General features: G+C 69.5%; 12 protein-coding genes. 5 read left to right on the forward strand and 7 right to left on the reverse strand.

Annotated features, from left to right (window positions below):
- Positions 1 to 144: 144 nt before the first annotated feature.
- Positions 145 to 1,434 (reverse strand): helix-turn-helix domain-containing protein, encoded by a 1,290-nt coding sequence (locus GWI24_RS27575; RefSeq protein ID WP_210948608.1) that lies wholly within the window; start codon positions 1,432 to 1,434, stop codon positions 145 to 147.
- Positions 1,435 to 1,690: 256 nt separating this feature from the next.
- Between GWI24_RS27575 and rfbB the strand changes: the two genes are divergently transcribed.
- The 4 genes from rfbB to GWI24_RS27595 are packed head-to-tail and all read left to right on the forward strand — an operon-like array spanning position 1,691 to position 5,258.
- Complete coding sequence (gene rfbB / locus GWI24_RS27580) at positions 1,691 to 2,713, forward strand: dTDP-glucose 4,6-dehydratase (RefSeq protein ID WP_210948609.1); 1,023 nt, start codon at positions 1,691 to 1,693, stop codon at positions 2,711 to 2,713.
- A 6-nt stretch (positions 2,714 to 2,719) separates the two neighbouring features.
- Positions 2,720 to 3,691 carry an ATP-grasp domain-containing protein gene (locus tag GWI24_RS27585; protein ID WP_210948610.1) on the forward strand — a complete coding sequence of 324 codons (972 nt, stop codon included), beginning with the start codon at positions 2,720 to 2,722 and terminating at the stop codon, positions 3,689 to 3,691.
- A complete protein-coding gene (locus GWI24_RS27590) occupies positions 3,688 to 4,824 on the forward strand; it encodes a DegT/DnrJ/EryC1/StrS aminotransferase family protein (protein WP_210948611.1) in 1,137 nt (378 codons plus the stop codon). Before GWI24_RS27585 ends, GWI24_RS27590 begins: the two co-directional genes overlap by 4 nt.
- Positions 4,821 to 5,258, forward strand: coding sequence for a low molecular weight phosphotyrosine protein phosphatase (locus tag GWI24_RS27595; protein ID WP_210948612.1), 438 nt, complete (start codon positions 4,821 to 4,823; stop codon positions 5,256 to 5,258). The genes GWI24_RS27590 and GWI24_RS27595 overlap by 4 nt, the downstream gene beginning before the upstream one ends.
- A 16-nt stretch (positions 5,259 to 5,274) precedes the next feature.
- On the opposite strand, the gene GWI24_RS27600 is transcribed toward GWI24_RS27595, so the two are convergent.
- The 6 genes from GWI24_RS27600 to GWI24_RS27625 form a co-directional block, all read right to left on the reverse strand.
- On the reverse strand, positions 5,275 to 6,456 hold the full coding sequence (locus tag GWI24_RS27600; RefSeq protein WP_308344084.1) for a UDP-N-acetylglucosamine--N-acetylmuramyl-(pentapeptide) pyrophosphoryl-undecaprenol N-acetylglucosamine transferase: 1,182 nt from the start codon (positions 6,454 to 6,456) through the stop codon (positions 5,275 to 5,277).
- A gap of 263 nt (positions 6,457 to 6,719) precedes the next feature.
- A complete protein-coding gene (locus tag GWI24_RS27605; protein ID WP_210948613.1) occupies positions 6,720 to 8,414 on the reverse strand; it encodes a ubiquinol-cytochrome c reductase cytochrome b subunit in 1,695 nt (564 codons plus the stop codon).
- A gap of 179 nt (positions 8,415 to 8,593) precedes the next feature.
- Positions 8,594 to 10,000, reverse strand: a complete 1,407-nt coding sequence (locus GWI24_RS27610) for a glycoside hydrolase family 1 protein (RefSeq protein ID WP_210948614.1) — start codon at positions 9,998 to 10,000, stop codon at positions 8,594 to 8,596.
- A gap of 71 nt (positions 10,001 to 10,071) precedes the next feature.
- On the reverse strand, positions 10,072 to 10,986 hold the full coding sequence (locus tag GWI24_RS27615) for a carbohydrate ABC transporter permease (RefSeq protein WP_210948615.1): 915 nt from the start codon (positions 10,984 to 10,986) through the stop codon (positions 10,072 to 10,074).
- Positions 10,987 to 11,003: 17 nt separating this feature from the next.
- A complete protein-coding gene (locus tag GWI24_RS27620) occupies positions 11,004 to 12,029 on the reverse strand; it encodes a carbohydrate ABC transporter permease (RefSeq protein ID WP_210948616.1) in 1,026 nt (341 codons plus the stop codon).
- Between the two features lie 7 nt (positions 12,030 to 12,036).
- Entirely contained in the window at positions 12,037 to 13,371 is a 1,335-nt protein-coding gene (locus tag GWI24_RS27625; RefSeq protein WP_210948617.1) for an ABC transporter substrate-binding protein, read from the reverse strand.
- A 280-nt stretch (positions 13,372 to 13,651) separates the two neighbouring features.
- On the opposite strand from GWI24_RS27625, the gene GWI24_RS27630 reads away from it, so the two are divergent.
- Positions 13,652 to 14,655 (forward strand): LacI family DNA-binding transcriptional regulator (locus tag GWI24_RS27630; protein ID WP_210948618.1); only part of this gene is annotated, 1,004 nt, incomplete at its 3' end.

Below are 14,655 nucleotides of genomic sequence, written 5' to 3' on the forward strand. Positions count from 1 at the left end.
TGTTTGGACGCCGACCGCGGACACTGCCCGGACGATGTCCGGCCTGGGCCGCCGCCAGCAGGCCGCCGCGACGATCTCCCGGGCATTCGGCGCCCAGCCGCCCACCCGCTTTCCATAGCGTCGACCGCACGAGCTTGAACAACGTCAAACGAGGAGTGCTCCGGTGCGAGTGGCGAACTCGCGAAGCCCTGGCACATGGCCAGGCCCGAACAGCAAACCCGCCGTCAATGCACGTGTACCCGGCCGCCGCACCTCCTGCGGCACCACGCGCTCTACCGAGAGCAACGCCCGCAAACACTCCTCCGGGCGCCCCCAGTCGTTGTAGGCCCGGGCTACATCAAGCCCCAGGCGGGCCACGCGTTCGAGTGGCAGCCCCCGCGGGTCGACCCGCCGTGCGGCTGCCACGGCTTTGTCAGGAGCGCTGAGCACCTGATGCACGGATACCTCGTGCAAGATCACCTGCCGGGGACCAAACCAGCCGCCGGCCGTCTGCTCATCAGCACTCCGGCCAGCTACGGCACCTGCCCGCGCCAGTAACTCCATGGCGCTGCTTCGGTCCGCGCCCTTTGCCGCCGTATACGCTGCCGTGGCCAGCAATTGCCCCTGAGCTGACGCCCGCGCTCTGGCAGGAACATCCCGTGCACTCGCAAGTTCATCAGATGCCCGGACGGCGACCTGAGCCGCCCGGTCATAACGGCCTGCGCGCCGATACCCGCTTGAGACCATTCGGTGTGCCTCCGCAAGCGCCCGGGCATGGCCGCCGTCGCGTGCGGCCTGCACCGCTCGGTCCGCCGCCACGATCAACAGGTGGTCGTCACCCGCTTTAATTGCCACTCGCGCAGCGATGGCGTACAACGCGGACAACCCTTCCGTAGCGTGCCCCTCGCGGACTGCGGCGGTGGCGAGCGCAAGCTGCTTGGGGAGGGCCGCACTCAACTCCTGGTAAGCACCGGCCTCCAGCGCTGCGCGTGCTCGCGTGACCGCACCCTGCACGGCAACCGCGGTCGGCGCGGACTCGCACTGCGGCAATCCCGAAAGCAGCGCATCCTCCAACCCTGCCCGGGAGGCGACCAGGCCTGCAGCGACACTGGTTTGCGAGCTTCCAAGAGCTGCCGTGGCTCCGATCGCCAGCGACCCAGTGAACAGGTTCCTACGACGCACCGCATCCTCCTCGTCCGCTGGGCGCTCCACCGTATCGACCGGGCCGCGGCCGGGAACAGGAGTCCCGATCAGTGTGTCGGGTGGGATTCCGAGGAGCGCCGCGAGAGCTAAGAGTCGGTCATACTCCAGTCGCATACGGCCGGCCTCAATCCGAGAGATGGCTGATGCTGAGTAGCCGACCGCCTTCCCGACCTGCGTCTGGGTGAGCTGTGCGCGGCACCGCGCTCCTCGAAGCTCGGCTCCGATCTCCTGCGCGGATCGGATGACGTCCATAGGCGCCTCCTACGGAACGACGGGAAGGACGGGAAGGGCGGGAAGGACGACGGTAGCCGCAACTGCCCGGTGTCGGGAGGGCGTGCGGATGCACGCCGTGTGCGAGCCCCGCACACGGTGTGCTGTGCAGCGCCGTGAGCCTCCCGGCTGACGTGCCTCGGCGACATGGTGAGTTCACGCCCCGCCGATCGGCCGGGCAGCTCCCGACAGCGCAGGTCAACGCCGGCGCCGTCTTCATTCCCTCAGGGAGACATCCATGGAACGCTTACTCGTCACCGGCGGGGCCGGCTTCATCGGCTCTCACTTCGTGAAGCGAATCATTCGCGCGGAGGATGTCGCCACGGTGACCGTGCTTGACGCCCTCACCTACGCCGGCCACATCGAGAACCTGGGAACGGCGTTCCTCAGCCCGAAGCTGACGTTCGTTCACGGCAACATCCTCGACGCCGAGCTCGTGGACGGCCTCATGACCAAGCACACCGCGGTCGTGCACTTCGCCGCGGAGTCCCACGTCGACCGCTCGTTCTTCGCCGCAGCGGCCTTCTTGGAGACGAACGTCCGCGGCACGCAGACCCTCCTCGACGCAGCGATGCGGCACGAGGTGCAAAAGTTCGTGCACGTCTCGACGGACGAGGTATACGGCCCGCTCCTGGAAGGCACGGCCACCGAGAACTTCCCGCTCCGCCCGTCCGTCCCCTACGCTGCGTCGAAGGCCGCGAGCGACCTCATCGCCCTCTCGTACTGGCAGACGTACGGGGTGCCGGTGTGCGTGACCCGCTCTTCGAACAACTACGGCCCGTACCAGTACCCCGAGAAGATCATCCCCCTGTTCATCACTCGGCTCCTTCGCGGGCAGCCGGTCACCCTCCACGGCCGGGGCGAGCACGTCCGCAACTGGCTCCACGTCGAAGACAACTGCGCCGGCATCGAGACCGTCCTCCGCGGTGGTACTCCCGGAGAGGTATACAACCTCGGCGGCGGCACGGACCTCACCGGCCGGGAGCTCACCGAGTATCTGCTGGGCATCTGCGGCGCTACGTGGGAGGCGGTCACCTATGTGCCCGACCGGCCGGCGAATGACCTGCGGTACTCGATCGACTGGTCAAAGGCATCCGCCCAGCTCGGGTACCGGCCTGGGCGAGACCTGGAGGACGGTCTGGCCGAGGCCGTCGACTGGTACTGCCGTAACCCCGACCGGTGGGCGCCGCTGATGCGGAACCCGCAGGCCGCGCCTTCGCCCGCGCGGCGCGCCGTGCCCGCCGCTCCGGCCGGGAGGTGACCGTTGGTGGCGAAGCGCATCCTCGTGACCGGCGTCGGCGGCGCCCCCGGCTTCGACCTCGCCCGGTCTCTCCAGCGGCTCGGCTGCAAAGTCCTAGCGGCCGACGCGGACCCATACGCGGTGGGGCTCCTTCTCCCGGAGGTCACCGCGCATGTCCTCCCGCCGGCGGGAGACGCCGCGTACCGCGCAGCCGTGCTCCGGCTGTGCGCGAAGGCCCGCCCGGACGCCGTCCTCTCGACTGTCGAGCAGGAGCTGCCGCGCCTGGTCGCTCTCCGCCGACCGCTGGCGGACCTGGGCGTCACCACCTGGCTCCCCGACCGTGACGCAGTGGCGGCGTGCGGCGACAAAGCCCGGTTCGCCGCCGTGCTCGCCGAGCACGGAGTGCCGACGCCGCGCACAGTCCTTCCGGACGAGCTCGACCGCGCGTCGGACGGCCTCCTCGTCGTCAAGCCCCGGTACGGGCAGGGCGCCAAGGGCGTGCACGTGTGCCGGACACGGGAGCAGGCCCGGGTGTTGTGCGAGCTCGTCCCGGAGCCGATCGTGCAGGAGCATGTCCGCGGGCGGGAGTTCACCGCGGACTGCCTGGTCGACCGCGCCGGCCGGGCCTCCGTGGTCCTCCGGTACCGGCTCCTGGTCAAGGGCGGGCTCGCTGTCGTCTCCCGCACGTTCACCGACCCCGACGCGGAGGAGTGCGTCCGCGCCGTGCTCACCGCGACCGGTGTCACCGGGGCGTGCTGCGTGCAGGGTTTCACCCGCGAAGACGCTGGGGGCCCGGGCAGGGTCGTCATCACGGAGGCCAATGCCCGGGTCGCTGGCGGATTTCCCGCCTCCGTCGCGGCCGGGGCGGACTACGTCGGGCAGTACCTCCGAGGCCTCTTCCGCCAGGACGTCGATCACGGTCGGCTCACCTACAAGCCGGACGTCACCCTCACGAAGTACGTCGAGACGCTGACCACCAGCGAAGGGACCCCGGGATGAGCCGCGCCGCATCCCCGGACGTCGCGCGAAACGCGCGCCCGTACCTTTACGGGGGCGAGGAAGCCGCTATCGCCAGCGCGCTGAGCGCCGGTCAGTACAACCATGGAGCGGTCACGGAGGAGTTCGAACAGCGGGTCGCCGCTTTCCTCGGCGTTCCGGACGTTGTCGCGGTCGCTTCCGGAACGGCCGCCCTCCATGTCGGGCTTCTTGCCGCCGGCGTCGGCCCGGGCCATGAGGTCCTGGTGCCCTCTTTCACGTTCTGCGCGACGGTACAGGCGATCGTCGCAACAGGGGCTCGGCCGCGGTTCATCGAAGTCAACTCCGGCACCGGATGCGTCGAGCCTGCTGAGGTCCTGGCTGCCCTCACCCCTCACACCCGCGCCGTGCTGCCGGTTCTCTACGGGGGCCGAGCCGTCGACCTCACCCCGGCCCGGCCGACGCTGGACACGCGGGGCGTGACCGTGGTCGAGGACGCGGCGCAGGCCTTCGGCTCCTGTCAGGGAGAGCGCCGAGTCGGCGCGACCGGAGTGGTGACGTGCTTCTCCTTCGGCCCGGTCAAGAACCTCACGTGCGGGCTCGGAGGCGCGATCGTGCCCCGCACGCCGCTGGAGGCCGACACCTGCCGGCGCCTGCGCAGCCTCGGCATCGTGGAGTCCGCGGCTCGGCGCGCGGAGACGACGACGTACACAGTTGACGGCTTCGGCATGCGTGTGCAGATGTCGCCGCTGAACGCCGCGGTGGGCCTCGTGCAGCTCGACCACTTCGCGGAGGCGGAGACCCGGCGCCGCGCGCTGTGGCGCGCCTACGCCACCGCCCTTGACGGAATCGACGGCGTTGCCCTGGTCGACGCCGACGTAGACCGCACGGTCCCACCGATGTGCGCCGTCCGGGTCCTCGACGGCCGCCGCGACCGGGTGTTCGGCGAGCTCCGGAACCGCGGCATCGGTGTCGGCGTGCACTACCCGGCCAACCACACACAACCGGCCTTCTCCCCATGGCACCGGCCGCTGCCGGTGACCGAGCGCTTGGGCCGGGAGATCATGACGCTCCCGTTCCACCAGCACCTCACGCCGAGGGACGCCGAGCACGCCGCAGGCGAACTCCGGCGCGCCCTCGTCAAGGCCGACCGGTGAGCGCCGCCGCCCGGCCGCGGCGCCTCCTCACCGTGTGCCTCGGGAACCACTGCCGCTCACCACTCGCCGCGCTCGTCCTCGCGGAGCTCGGCGGCCCGGCCGTTGAGGTCCGGTCGGCCGGTATCCGGGACAAGTGGGTCGGGCACCCCGCGCACGCGCAGATGGTCACCGCCGCGGCGGGGGCCGGCTACGACCTCACCGCGCACCGCGGCGTGCACATCACCCGCGACCTGCTGGGGTGGGCGGACATCGTCCTCGCGATGGACACCGGCAACCTCGCCGCGCTCCGCGCCCTCACTGACGAGAAGACGGCGCCGAAGCTCGGCCTCTACCTCACCGATCGGGACGTCCCCGACCCCTGGGGCAAGGAGCCGGAGGCGTTCGCCGACGCCGTCCGCCTCATCCAGGACGGTGCCCCGCGGCACCTCCCGTAGACACGGCCCCGGCCGGTCAGCCGCTGGTCGCGGCGGACAGGAGCACGTCTACGAGCCTGTCCGCCGCGTCCGGCCGTCCGTGTGTCCGGGCCGCTTCCGCCATCCCCGCGCGCCGCGCCGGGTCGGTGAGGAGCGGCCCGAGGGCGTTCTGTAGCCGGTCCGCGGTGACGTCCCCGGTGAGCGCGACGGCGGCGCCGGCGTCCTCGAGGTGTTGGGCGTTGTGCGCCTGCTCGTTTCCCGCCGCGGAGGCCAGCGGTACGAATACGGCCGGCTTGCCGAGGGCAGTGAGCTCCGCGAGAGTGCCGGCGCCGCTGCGGGAGACCACCACGTCGGCGAGCGCCAGGACGTCGGGCAGCTCCGGGCCGACGAACCCGGTGAGGTAGTACCGCCCTGCGAGGTGCGGCGGAAGCGCCGACGCGCTCGAGCGCAGGGCCTCCACGTTCGTCGGCCCGCACTGGTGCACTACGTTCGCGCGCTCCAGTAGCCACGGGAGTGCGTCCCGGATCACGTTGTTGATCTGCTGAGCGCCCTGCGCGCCGCCCGTGACGTACAGCGTCGGGAGCCGCCGGTCGAAGCCGGTCAGCCCGAGGGCGGCGACCGCCTTCTCGGCGTGCCCGATCAGGACCTCCGGCCGTACCGGGTTCCCGGTGACGACGGCTGCGGGCCGTACGGCCTCCGGCAGGAGCGGGAGTGTCGACTCCGACGACACGGCGATTCGCGCCGCCGACCCAGCCAGCTTCCGGTTCGCCAGCCCGAGCCGCACGGTCTGCTCGTGCAGCACCAGCGGGCGCTTGCACATGCGGGCGGCGAGCCCGGCCGGGACGGCGACGTATCCGCCGGTCGCGAGGACGACATCCGGCCTGAAGTCCGACACGATCTTGCGGGCCTGGGCGACACCGAGCGGCACCCGCGCCATGTCCTTGACGTTCGCCGGACTGATCATCTTGAGCGGATTCGAAGACCGGCGGATCTTGCCCGTCGCTACCGTCGTGAAGGCGATGCCCTCGGCCGGGGCAACGCGGGCCTCCAGCCCGTCAGGCGTGCCGATCCAGAGGACATCGAGCGCGCGGTCATCGGCTGCCAGCCGGGCCTGCAACGCCCGGACAGCGGTCAACGCGGGGTAGGTGTGGCCGCCGGTTCCTCCCCCTGTGACGATGAGGCGGAAGGTACTCGACAGACGGGAAGCAGGTTCGTTCACCCCGCGCACCCTACTGGCCCGACCGCCGCCTGGAGGACGATTCGAGCCGCGCGGCGGCTACGCGTCTCCAGTGCCCCACGCCTCGGGCTTCCATCAGGGGACGCGACCCAGTGACCGACGCTGACAGCACCATCGCCAACCTGACCACCGCGCTGAAGACTGCGTGCCTCACCGACGACTGCGCAGCGAGACGCTTACGGCGCGGTCCACATCAAGCTGGCCCCCGAAGACGCCGACGCAACCAACGTCCCCGGACAGCACATCTACGGCCGCTGCGGTTCCTCCGCCCGCTCCTCCGCCCGCTCCTCCGCCTCGTGCTCCTCGTGCTCGGCCACCTGCTCCTTCGTGACCTTGGCGACCTGGCCGTCGCGACCGAAGTAGCTCCGGGACAGCGAGACCCGCAGCCGCTCCTTGAAGGAGAGCTTCCGGGCGACCCCGGCCTCGTCGACCGACGGCGGCAGCTCCAGCGGCAGATACTGCTCATACGCGGTCAGCGTGTACTTCTCCCCGGGCGAGAGCGGCTCGTGCACCTCGAGGTACTCGCCGTGCGGCAGCCGCTGGATGATTCCGGTCTCGCGCCCGTGCAGCAGCTTCTGCCGGTCCTTGTGCTGGAGGCCGAGACAGATCCGCTTGGTGATCACGAAGACCACGACCGGCACCACGAAGAAGCCGATCCGGCAGGTCCAGGTGATCGCGTTGATCGACAGCTGGAAGTGGGTGGCGATGAGGTCGTTGCCGCCGCCCGCCAGCAGAACCGCGTAGAGGGCGATCCAGGCGGCGCCGAAGGCGGTGCGGGTCGGGGCGTTGCGCGGGCGCTCATCGAGATGGTGCTCGCGCCGGTCCCCGGTGATCCACGCCTCCAGGAACGGATAGAGCCAGATGACCAGCAGCACCGTGGGGAAGACCAGGAACGGGATCAGCACCCCGAGCACCAGGGTGTGGCCCCAGAGATTGATCTCCCAGCCCGGCATCAGCCGGATCAGCCCTTCGGAATAGCCCATGTACCAGTCGGGCTGGGCGTCGGTGGACACCTGGTCGGGCCGGTAGGGGCCGTAGGACCACACCGGATTGATCTGGGCGATGGCCGACATCAGGGTGGTGACGCCGAAGACCAGGAAGAAGAATCCGCCGGACTTGGCCACATAGACCGGCCACAAGGGCGGCCCCACGATATTCATGTTCTTCTTTCCGGGCCCCGGGTGATGGGTGTGCTTGTGGTAGACGAGCAGGATCATATGGAGCGCCAGCAGTCCGAGCATGATGCCCGGAATGAGCAGCACATGCACCGTGAACAGCCGTGGCACGACGGCCGTTCCCGGGAATTGGCCGTCGAAGAAGAAGAACGACAGATAGGTGCCGACGACCGGGATGGACAGGATCGCGCCCTCCATGAAGCGCAGACCGGTGCCGGACAGCAGATCGTCGGGCAGCGAATAGCCCATGAAGCCGTCGAACATCCCGAGAATCAGCAGACCGGCGCCGGACAGCCAGTTGATCTCGCGCGGTTTGCGGAAGACGCCGTTGAAGAACGTCCGCATCATATGGACGATCATGCTGGCGATGAAGACGATCGCCGCCCAGTGGTGCACCTGCCGCATCAGCAGTCCGCCGCGCACATCGAAGCTGATGTCCAGCGTGGACTCGTACGCCTGCGACATGCGGATGCCGCTCAGCGGCGTCCAGCGGCCGTCGTAGATCACCTCGTTCATCGCCGGTTTGAAGAACAGGGTCAGATAGACACCGGTCAGAATGATGATGACGAACGTATAGAGGGCGATCTCACCGATCAGAAAGGACCAGTGGTCGGGGAAGACCTTACGAAGATTGGCCTTGGCCATCGTGAACAGGCCCACCCGGCCGTCGAACCAGCCGGCGAGGGCCTCGCCTTTTCCGGCTGGCGCGCGCCGACCGGATGGCTCATCGCGGAACCTCTGCCGGCGCTCCGGAAATGCTCTCATGTCTCAATGGGTTTACCAGGCATTCTCCAGGGATGACGGCGGCCTTCCGCCGGGTGGATCAGGGCGTAACCCCTTTGAAGGAAGAACGCTCCGGCCGGCTTGCGTCCCTGTACGTGCCTCCACCGCATCCGCGGCGCCGCCCGCCCCCCAGCGGGCGGCGCCGCGGACTCAGGCCCCGGTCAGGCCGCCGGAAGCTCTCCGGTGCGGGCCACCCGGGCGTACCAGCGGGCGCTGGACTTCGGTACCCGGGCCTGCGTCGGATAGTCGACGTAGACCGCACCGAAGCGCTTGCTGTAGCCGTACGCCCATTCGAAGTTGTCCATCAGCGACCAGAGGAAGTAGCCGCGCAGATCGGCGCCGTCCGCGATGGCCTGGTGGGCCACGGCCAGATGGGCCTGGAGGTAGTCGATCCGCCGCGGGTCGTGGACCGCGCCCTCCGCGTCCGGCTTGTCGTCGAACGCGGCGCCGTTCTCGGTGATGTACAGCGGTACGCCCGGCGCCTCACGGCTGTAGCGCATCAGCAGGTCGTGCAGCCCGGTCGGGTCGATCGTCCAGCCCATCTCGGTGCGCTCGCCCGGGGTCTGGTGGAACGCCACCCGCTCCGAGCCCGGCCACGGGGAGTGGACGCTGGCGCCGTGGCCGTCGTGGCGGGCGGGCGAGCCGTCGTTGTCGGTGGTGGCTGATACCAATGACGGTGTGTAGTAATTGATGCCCAGCGCGTCCAGGGGGTGCTTGATGACGGCCAGATCGCCATCGCGGACGAACGACCAGTCGGTGATCGAGGCGGTGTCCTTGATCAGGTCGCTGGGGTACGCACCGCGCAGCAGCGGCCCGGTGAAGACGCGATTGGCCAGCGCGTCGATACGCCGCGATGCGTCCAGGTCCTCGGGCTTGTCGCTGAGCGGCCGGACCACGGCCGGGTTGAGGCTGATGGCGAGCTGGGCACGGGCGGGGAGCGCGGCGCGCAGCGCCTGGGCGCCGAGGCCATGCGCGAGGTTCAGATGGTGGGCGGCGCGCAGCGGGGCCAGCCGCTCGGTGCGGCCCGGGGCGTGCACCCCCGAGCCATAGCCCAGGAAGGCGCTGCACCACGGCTCGTTGAGGGTGGTCCAGAACTCGACGCGGTCGCCCAGCGCCTCCGCCACGATGCCCGCGTACTCGGCGAACCGCTCGGCGGTCTCGCGCTCCGGCCACCCGCCCGCGTTCTCCAGCTCCTGGGGCAGGTCCCAGTGGTAGAGGGTGACCACCGGCTGGATGCCCGCGCCCAGCAGCTCGTCCACCAGCGAGCGGTAGAAGTCGAGCCCGCGCTGCACGGCCGGCCCCCGGCCGGTCGGCTGCACCCGTGACCAGGACACCGAGAAGCGGTACGCCCCCAGGTTCAGCTCCGCCATCAGCCGGACGTCCTCGCGGAAGCGGTGGTAGTGGTCGACCGCCACATCACCGGTGTCACCGGCGAGCACCTTGCCGGGGGTGTGACTGAAGGTGTCCCAGATGGAGGGGGTGCGGCCGTCCTCCTGGGCGGCGCCCTCGACCTGATAGGCGGCCGAGGCCGCGCCCCACAGGAATCCGGGCGGGAAGGTAAGAGTCATGGAAGCGCTCCCATTCGAGGTCGTGGGGAGGGGGAAAGGGGAGGGAGGACGGAGTGGTGGTCGCGGGCCGCTCAGCCCTTGACCGCGCCCTGCATGATGCCCCCCACAATCTGCTTGCCGAAGAGGACGAAGGCGATCAGCAGCGGCAGGGTGCCCAGCAGCGCCCCCGCCATGATCAGTGATTGATCCGGGGTGTACCCCCGGCTCAGACCGGTCAATGCCACCTGCATGGTCGGGTTGCCGTTCTGCGTGAGCGCGATGAACGGCCAGAAGAAGTCGTTCCACGATTGGACGAAGGTGAGCATCCCCAGCACCGCCATCGCCGGACGCGCCGCCGGGAAGACGACATGCCAGATGATCCGCAAGCTGCTCGCGCCGTCCATCCGCGCCGCCTCGATCAGCTCGGTCGGCAGCGCCTGGGAGAGGTACTGCCGCATGAAGAAGACCCCGAAGGCGCTGACGAGCGTCGGCACGATGACCGCCTGGAGCTGGTCGGTCCACTCCAGCTTGGCCACCATCATGTAGAGCGGCACCACGCTGAGCTGGGGCGGCACCATCATCGTCCCGATGGTGAGCATCAGCAGGATGTTCTTGAAGCGGAAGCGCAGCTTGGCGAAGGCGAAGCCCGCGACGGTCGAGAACAGCACGGTCGACGCCGCGACCGTGCCCGCCACCACCGTCGTGTTGAGCAGCGCGGTGCCCATGTTGGCGCCGTTCCACGCCTTGTCCAGGTTGTTGAAGAGGTTGCCGCCGAACCACAGGGGAGGGGGTGTCTGGGCCAGCCGGGTGTTGGTGCGGGAGGCGGCGATGGCGGTCCACACCAGCGGGAAGAGCGAGCCGATGGTGAACAGGATCAGCACGGCATAGGTGATCTTGCCCCCGTGCAGCTGCCTGCCCGCTCGGCCGCGGCCCTTTCCGCCCCGCGGAGTGGTGCGCGCCGGAGCTGCCGGATCGAGTGTCTGCCGGGAAGAGACAGTGGCGCTCATGGTTCTCCTCGTCTCCCTCACTGGCTCTTCCGCAGCCGTCGCGCGAACAGCGCGTTGGCCGCGGCGATCAGCAGCAGGATCAGGAACATCGTCCAGGCGATGGCGGAGGCCCGGCCGAGGTGCAGGTTCACCCAGCCCTGCTCGTACATGTAGAGGCCGAGCGTCTGGTACTGGTGATCGGCGCCGCCGGTGGCCGTCCCCGCGGTGTTGAACAGCAGCGGCTCACCGAAGAGCTGGGTGGCCCCGATCGTGGAGACGACGACCGTGAAGAGGATGGTGGGCCGCAGCGACGGGACGGTGACATGCAGGAACTGCTGCCAGCGCGAGGCCCCGTCCAGCGCCGCCGACTCGTACAGATCGTTCGGCACGGCCTGCATGGCGGCCAGGTAGATCAGCGCGTTGTAACCGGTCCACCGCCAGATGACGATCGTGGAGACCGCGATCTGCGAGGTCCAGGTGCCGTTCTGCCAGTCGATGCCGTCCAGCCCGACCAGCCCCAGAGCCCAGTTGACCATGCCGTAGTCACGCCCGAAGAGCAGCGCGAACACCAGCGTGGCGGCAGCGACGGAGGTGGCGTACGGGGTGAGGATCGCCACCCGGAAGAACATCGAGGCGCGCAGCCGGTAGTTGAGCAGATGCGCGATCCCGAGGGCCATCACCAGCTGGGGAACGGTGGAGATCACCCCGATGGTGAAGGTGTTCCGCAGCGCTTTCCAGAAGAACTCGTCTTCCCACAGCCTGGAGTAGTTGTGCCACCCCGCCCACTCCAGATGGGTGGGGTCGGTGAGCTCCACTTGGTGCAGCGAGGCCCACCCCGTGTAGAGCAGGGGGAAGAGGCCGAAGGCGGCGAAGAAGACGAAGAAGGGGGCGACGAAGGCGTACGGGCTCCATCGCACATCCCAGCGGTAGCGGCGGCTGCGCCGGTCGCGACGCCGCTGCTCGGCCGGGTCGGGCGCCGGCGCGGTCGCGGCGCGCGGGGCCGCGCCCCCCTGCCCTGCGGGGGGCGCGGCCGTATCAGGGGTAAAACCGGAAGGTGCGGTCATGTCCGGCTCACTGGTCCAGCGCGTTGTCGTTCGTCTTGATCGCGGCCTTCCAGCCTTCGTCGGCGGACTTGCCCTGCTGCTCGACCTGGAGCAGGCCGACATCGGTGAAGTTCTGCTTGATGACGGCGTCCTTCGGGCCCAGGACCTGCGTCGGACTCTCCTTCGCGGCCTGGGAGAAGATCTTGCCGATGGGCGCGTCGCTGAAGTACGGGAGCTTGGCGTCGGCCACCTGGGGAAGGTTGTACGCGGCCTGGGCGCTGGGGAAGCTCGCCTGCTTCTCGAAGAGCTTGGCCTGCTGCTCGGGCGCGGTCAGCCAGGTGGCGAGCTTGACCGCCTCGTCCTTGTTCTTCGCCGCCTGCGGCACGGAGAGGAAGGAGCCGCCCCAGTTGGCGGGCTTGGGAGCGGCTGCGACGTCCCACTTGCCCTTGTACTTGTCCCCGGCGTACTCCTTGATCTGGCCGAGCATCCAGGCCGGGCAGGAGACGGTGGCGAACTTGCCGTTGGCGAGCGCCTGCTGCCAGGGTTTGGTGAACTCCTGGAGCCCCGCGGAGAGTTTGGACGCGGACGCGTCGGTCGCCAGCTTCCACGCCTTCTTGACGGCCGGGCTGTCCTTGTAGATGGGCTTCCCGCTCTTGTCGTAGTAGACCTCCGAGCCGCCGGAGACCGCCGCGTTGAACAGTCCGCCGGCCGAGTCCAGGAACGCGGCTCCGCCCGGCGCCTTCTTCGCGTAGTCCTTGCCGGCGTCGAGGTACTTCTGCCAGTCGCCCGCCCAGAGCTTGGAGACCGCGTCACGGTCGGCCGGGAGCCCGGCCTGCTGGAAGAGGTCCTTGCGGTAGCAGATCGCCATCGGGCCCACGTCCGTGCCGAGGCCGATCGTCTTTCCGTCCTCGGCGGTGGCCTGTGCCCACTTCCAGTCGAGGAAGTTCTCCTTCTTGACGCCGTCCGCCTTCGAAAGATCAACGAACTTGGCGGCCTGGGTGGTGGTGACCTCATTGATGTTGCCCACCTCGACCGCCTGGATGTCGGCGAGCCCGCTGCCCGAGCCGAGATGGGTGAGCAGCTGCGGGTAGTAGTTCGAGGCCGGGTCGATCACATTCTCTTCGATCTTGATATCCGGGTGCAGCTTTGAGTACTCGTCATAGAGCCCGGCCTGTTTGAAACCCATGACGCCGTACGTGCCGACGGTCACGACCGTCTTGCCCTTGCTGTCGCCGCCGCCGGACGAGCCGGCGGATCCGTCGTCGCCGTCATCGGCGCAACCGCTGAGCAGCCCCGCTCCTAAAGCGGCGACGGCCGCGAGGACCACGGCTCTGCTGCGGTGACTACCAGTGTTCCTGCGCATTCCGTCCTCCTAGCGCCCCGCCCAACGGCTTCCGGCCAAAAAGTAGTGATACATGGCTCTTTGAGATGCATCGAGTCGGGTGGGCATCGTGCGGGTTGTGTATGGCTCAGGTACGGTGGGAGCGCTCCCAGCTGTGATGTGTTGAAGGGTCGCGGCTCCCCGCTGGGGTGTCAAGGGAGTGCGCGGAACAACTTCCCGAAACCACACTGCTGTTGAATGTCCCCGCAGCCGCCCATTCGGGGGGTTGGAGCTGCTGGGCATGGACGGCTGGAGGCGCGATATGGCAGGAACGCGGCGGCATGGCGGGGGGCGGGGACGGCCGACCCTCGAGGAGGTGGCGGCCCGCGCCGGAGTCGGCCGCGGCACCGTGTCCCGGGTGATCAACGGTTCGCCCCGGGTCAGCGACCGCACCCGCACGGCCGTGGAGCAGGCCGTCGCCGAACTCGGCTATGTGCCGAACCGGGTGGCCCGCGCCCTCGCCGCCAACCGTGCCGACGCCGTCGCCCTGGTCATCCCCGAGCCCGAGACCCGGCTCTTCGCCGAACCGTACTTCTCCGACATCATCCGCGGCGTCGGCGCCGAGCTCGCCGACACCGATCTCCAGCTGCTGCTCACCCTCATCCGCACCCCCAAGGAACGGCAGCGGCTCGCGGACTACCTCTCCGCGCACCGGGTCGACGGAGTGCTGCTGGTCTCCGTCCACGCGGACGATCCGCTGCCCGATCTGCTGGAGCGGATCGAGATGCCCGCGGTGCTCAGCGGCCGCCGCTCGGCGCATGAATCGGTCCCGTACGTCGACTCGGACAACACCGGCGGCGCCCAGTCCGCCGTGGAGCACCTCATCGGCCGCGGCCGCGAGACGGTCGCCACCATCACCGGCCCGCTGGACATGTATGTCGCGCAGTGCCGCCTGGAGGGCTACAAGGCCGCGGTCCGGGCGGCGGGCCGGGAGGTGGAGGCGGAGCTGGTGGCGTCCGCGGACTTCACCGAGGAGGGCGGCCGCCGGGCGATGCGGCAGCTGCTGAGCCGGCGCCCGGACCTGGACGGCGTCTTCGCCGCGTCGGACGTGATGGCCGCGGGCGCCCGCCAGGTGCTGCGCGAGAACGGGCGCGGCGTCCCGGACGATGTGGCGCTGGTCGGCTTCGAGGACTCGGCCGTCGCCCGCCATATGGACCCTCCGCTCACGAGTGTCCGGCAGGCCACGGAGGAGATGGGCCGGGCGATGGTGCGGGTGCTGCTGGAGGAGATCGCGGGGCGCTCGGACCGCACGGCCAAGCGGCCGCA

Source organism: Streptomyces sp. MK37H, assembly GCF_018035285.1.
Classification (GTDB): domain Bacteria; phylum Actinomycetota; class Actinomycetes; order Streptomycetales; family Streptomycetaceae; genus Streptomyces; species Streptomyces endocoffeicus.

Bases quoted from the DNA above. Each gene is read 5' to 3' on its own strand.
- GWI24_RS27575 (WP_210948608.1), bottom strand. From the start codon at position 1,434: ATGGACGTCATCCGATCCGCGCAGGAGATCGGAGCCGAGCTTCGAGGA.
- rfbB (WP_210948609.1), top strand. From the start codon at position 1,691: ATGGAACGCTTACTCGTCACCGGCGGGGCCGGCTTCATCGGCTCTCAC.
- GWI24_RS27590 (WP_210948611.1), top strand. From the start codon at position 3,688: ATGAGCCGCGCCGCATCCCCGGACGTCGCGCGAAACGCGCGCCCGTAC.
- GWI24_RS27605 (WP_210948613.1), bottom strand. From the start codon at position 8,414: ATGAGAGCATTTCCGGAGCGCCGGCAGAGGTTCCGCGATGAGCCATCC.
- GWI24_RS27610 (WP_210948614.1), bottom strand. From the start codon at position 10,000: ATGACTCTTACCTTCCCGCCCGGATTCCTGTGGGGCGCGGCCTCGGCC.
- GWI24_RS27615 (WP_210948615.1), bottom strand. From the start codon at position 10,986: ATGAGCGCCACTGTCTCTTCCCGGCAGACACTCGATCCGGCAGCTCCG.
- GWI24_RS27620 (WP_210948616.1), bottom strand. From the start codon at position 12,029: ATGACCGCACCTTCCGGTTTTACCCCTGATACGGCCGCGCCCCCCGCA.
- GWI24_RS27625 (WP_210948617.1), bottom strand. From the start codon at position 13,371: ATGCGCAGGAACACTGGTAGTCACCGCAGCAGAGCCGTGGTCCTCGCG.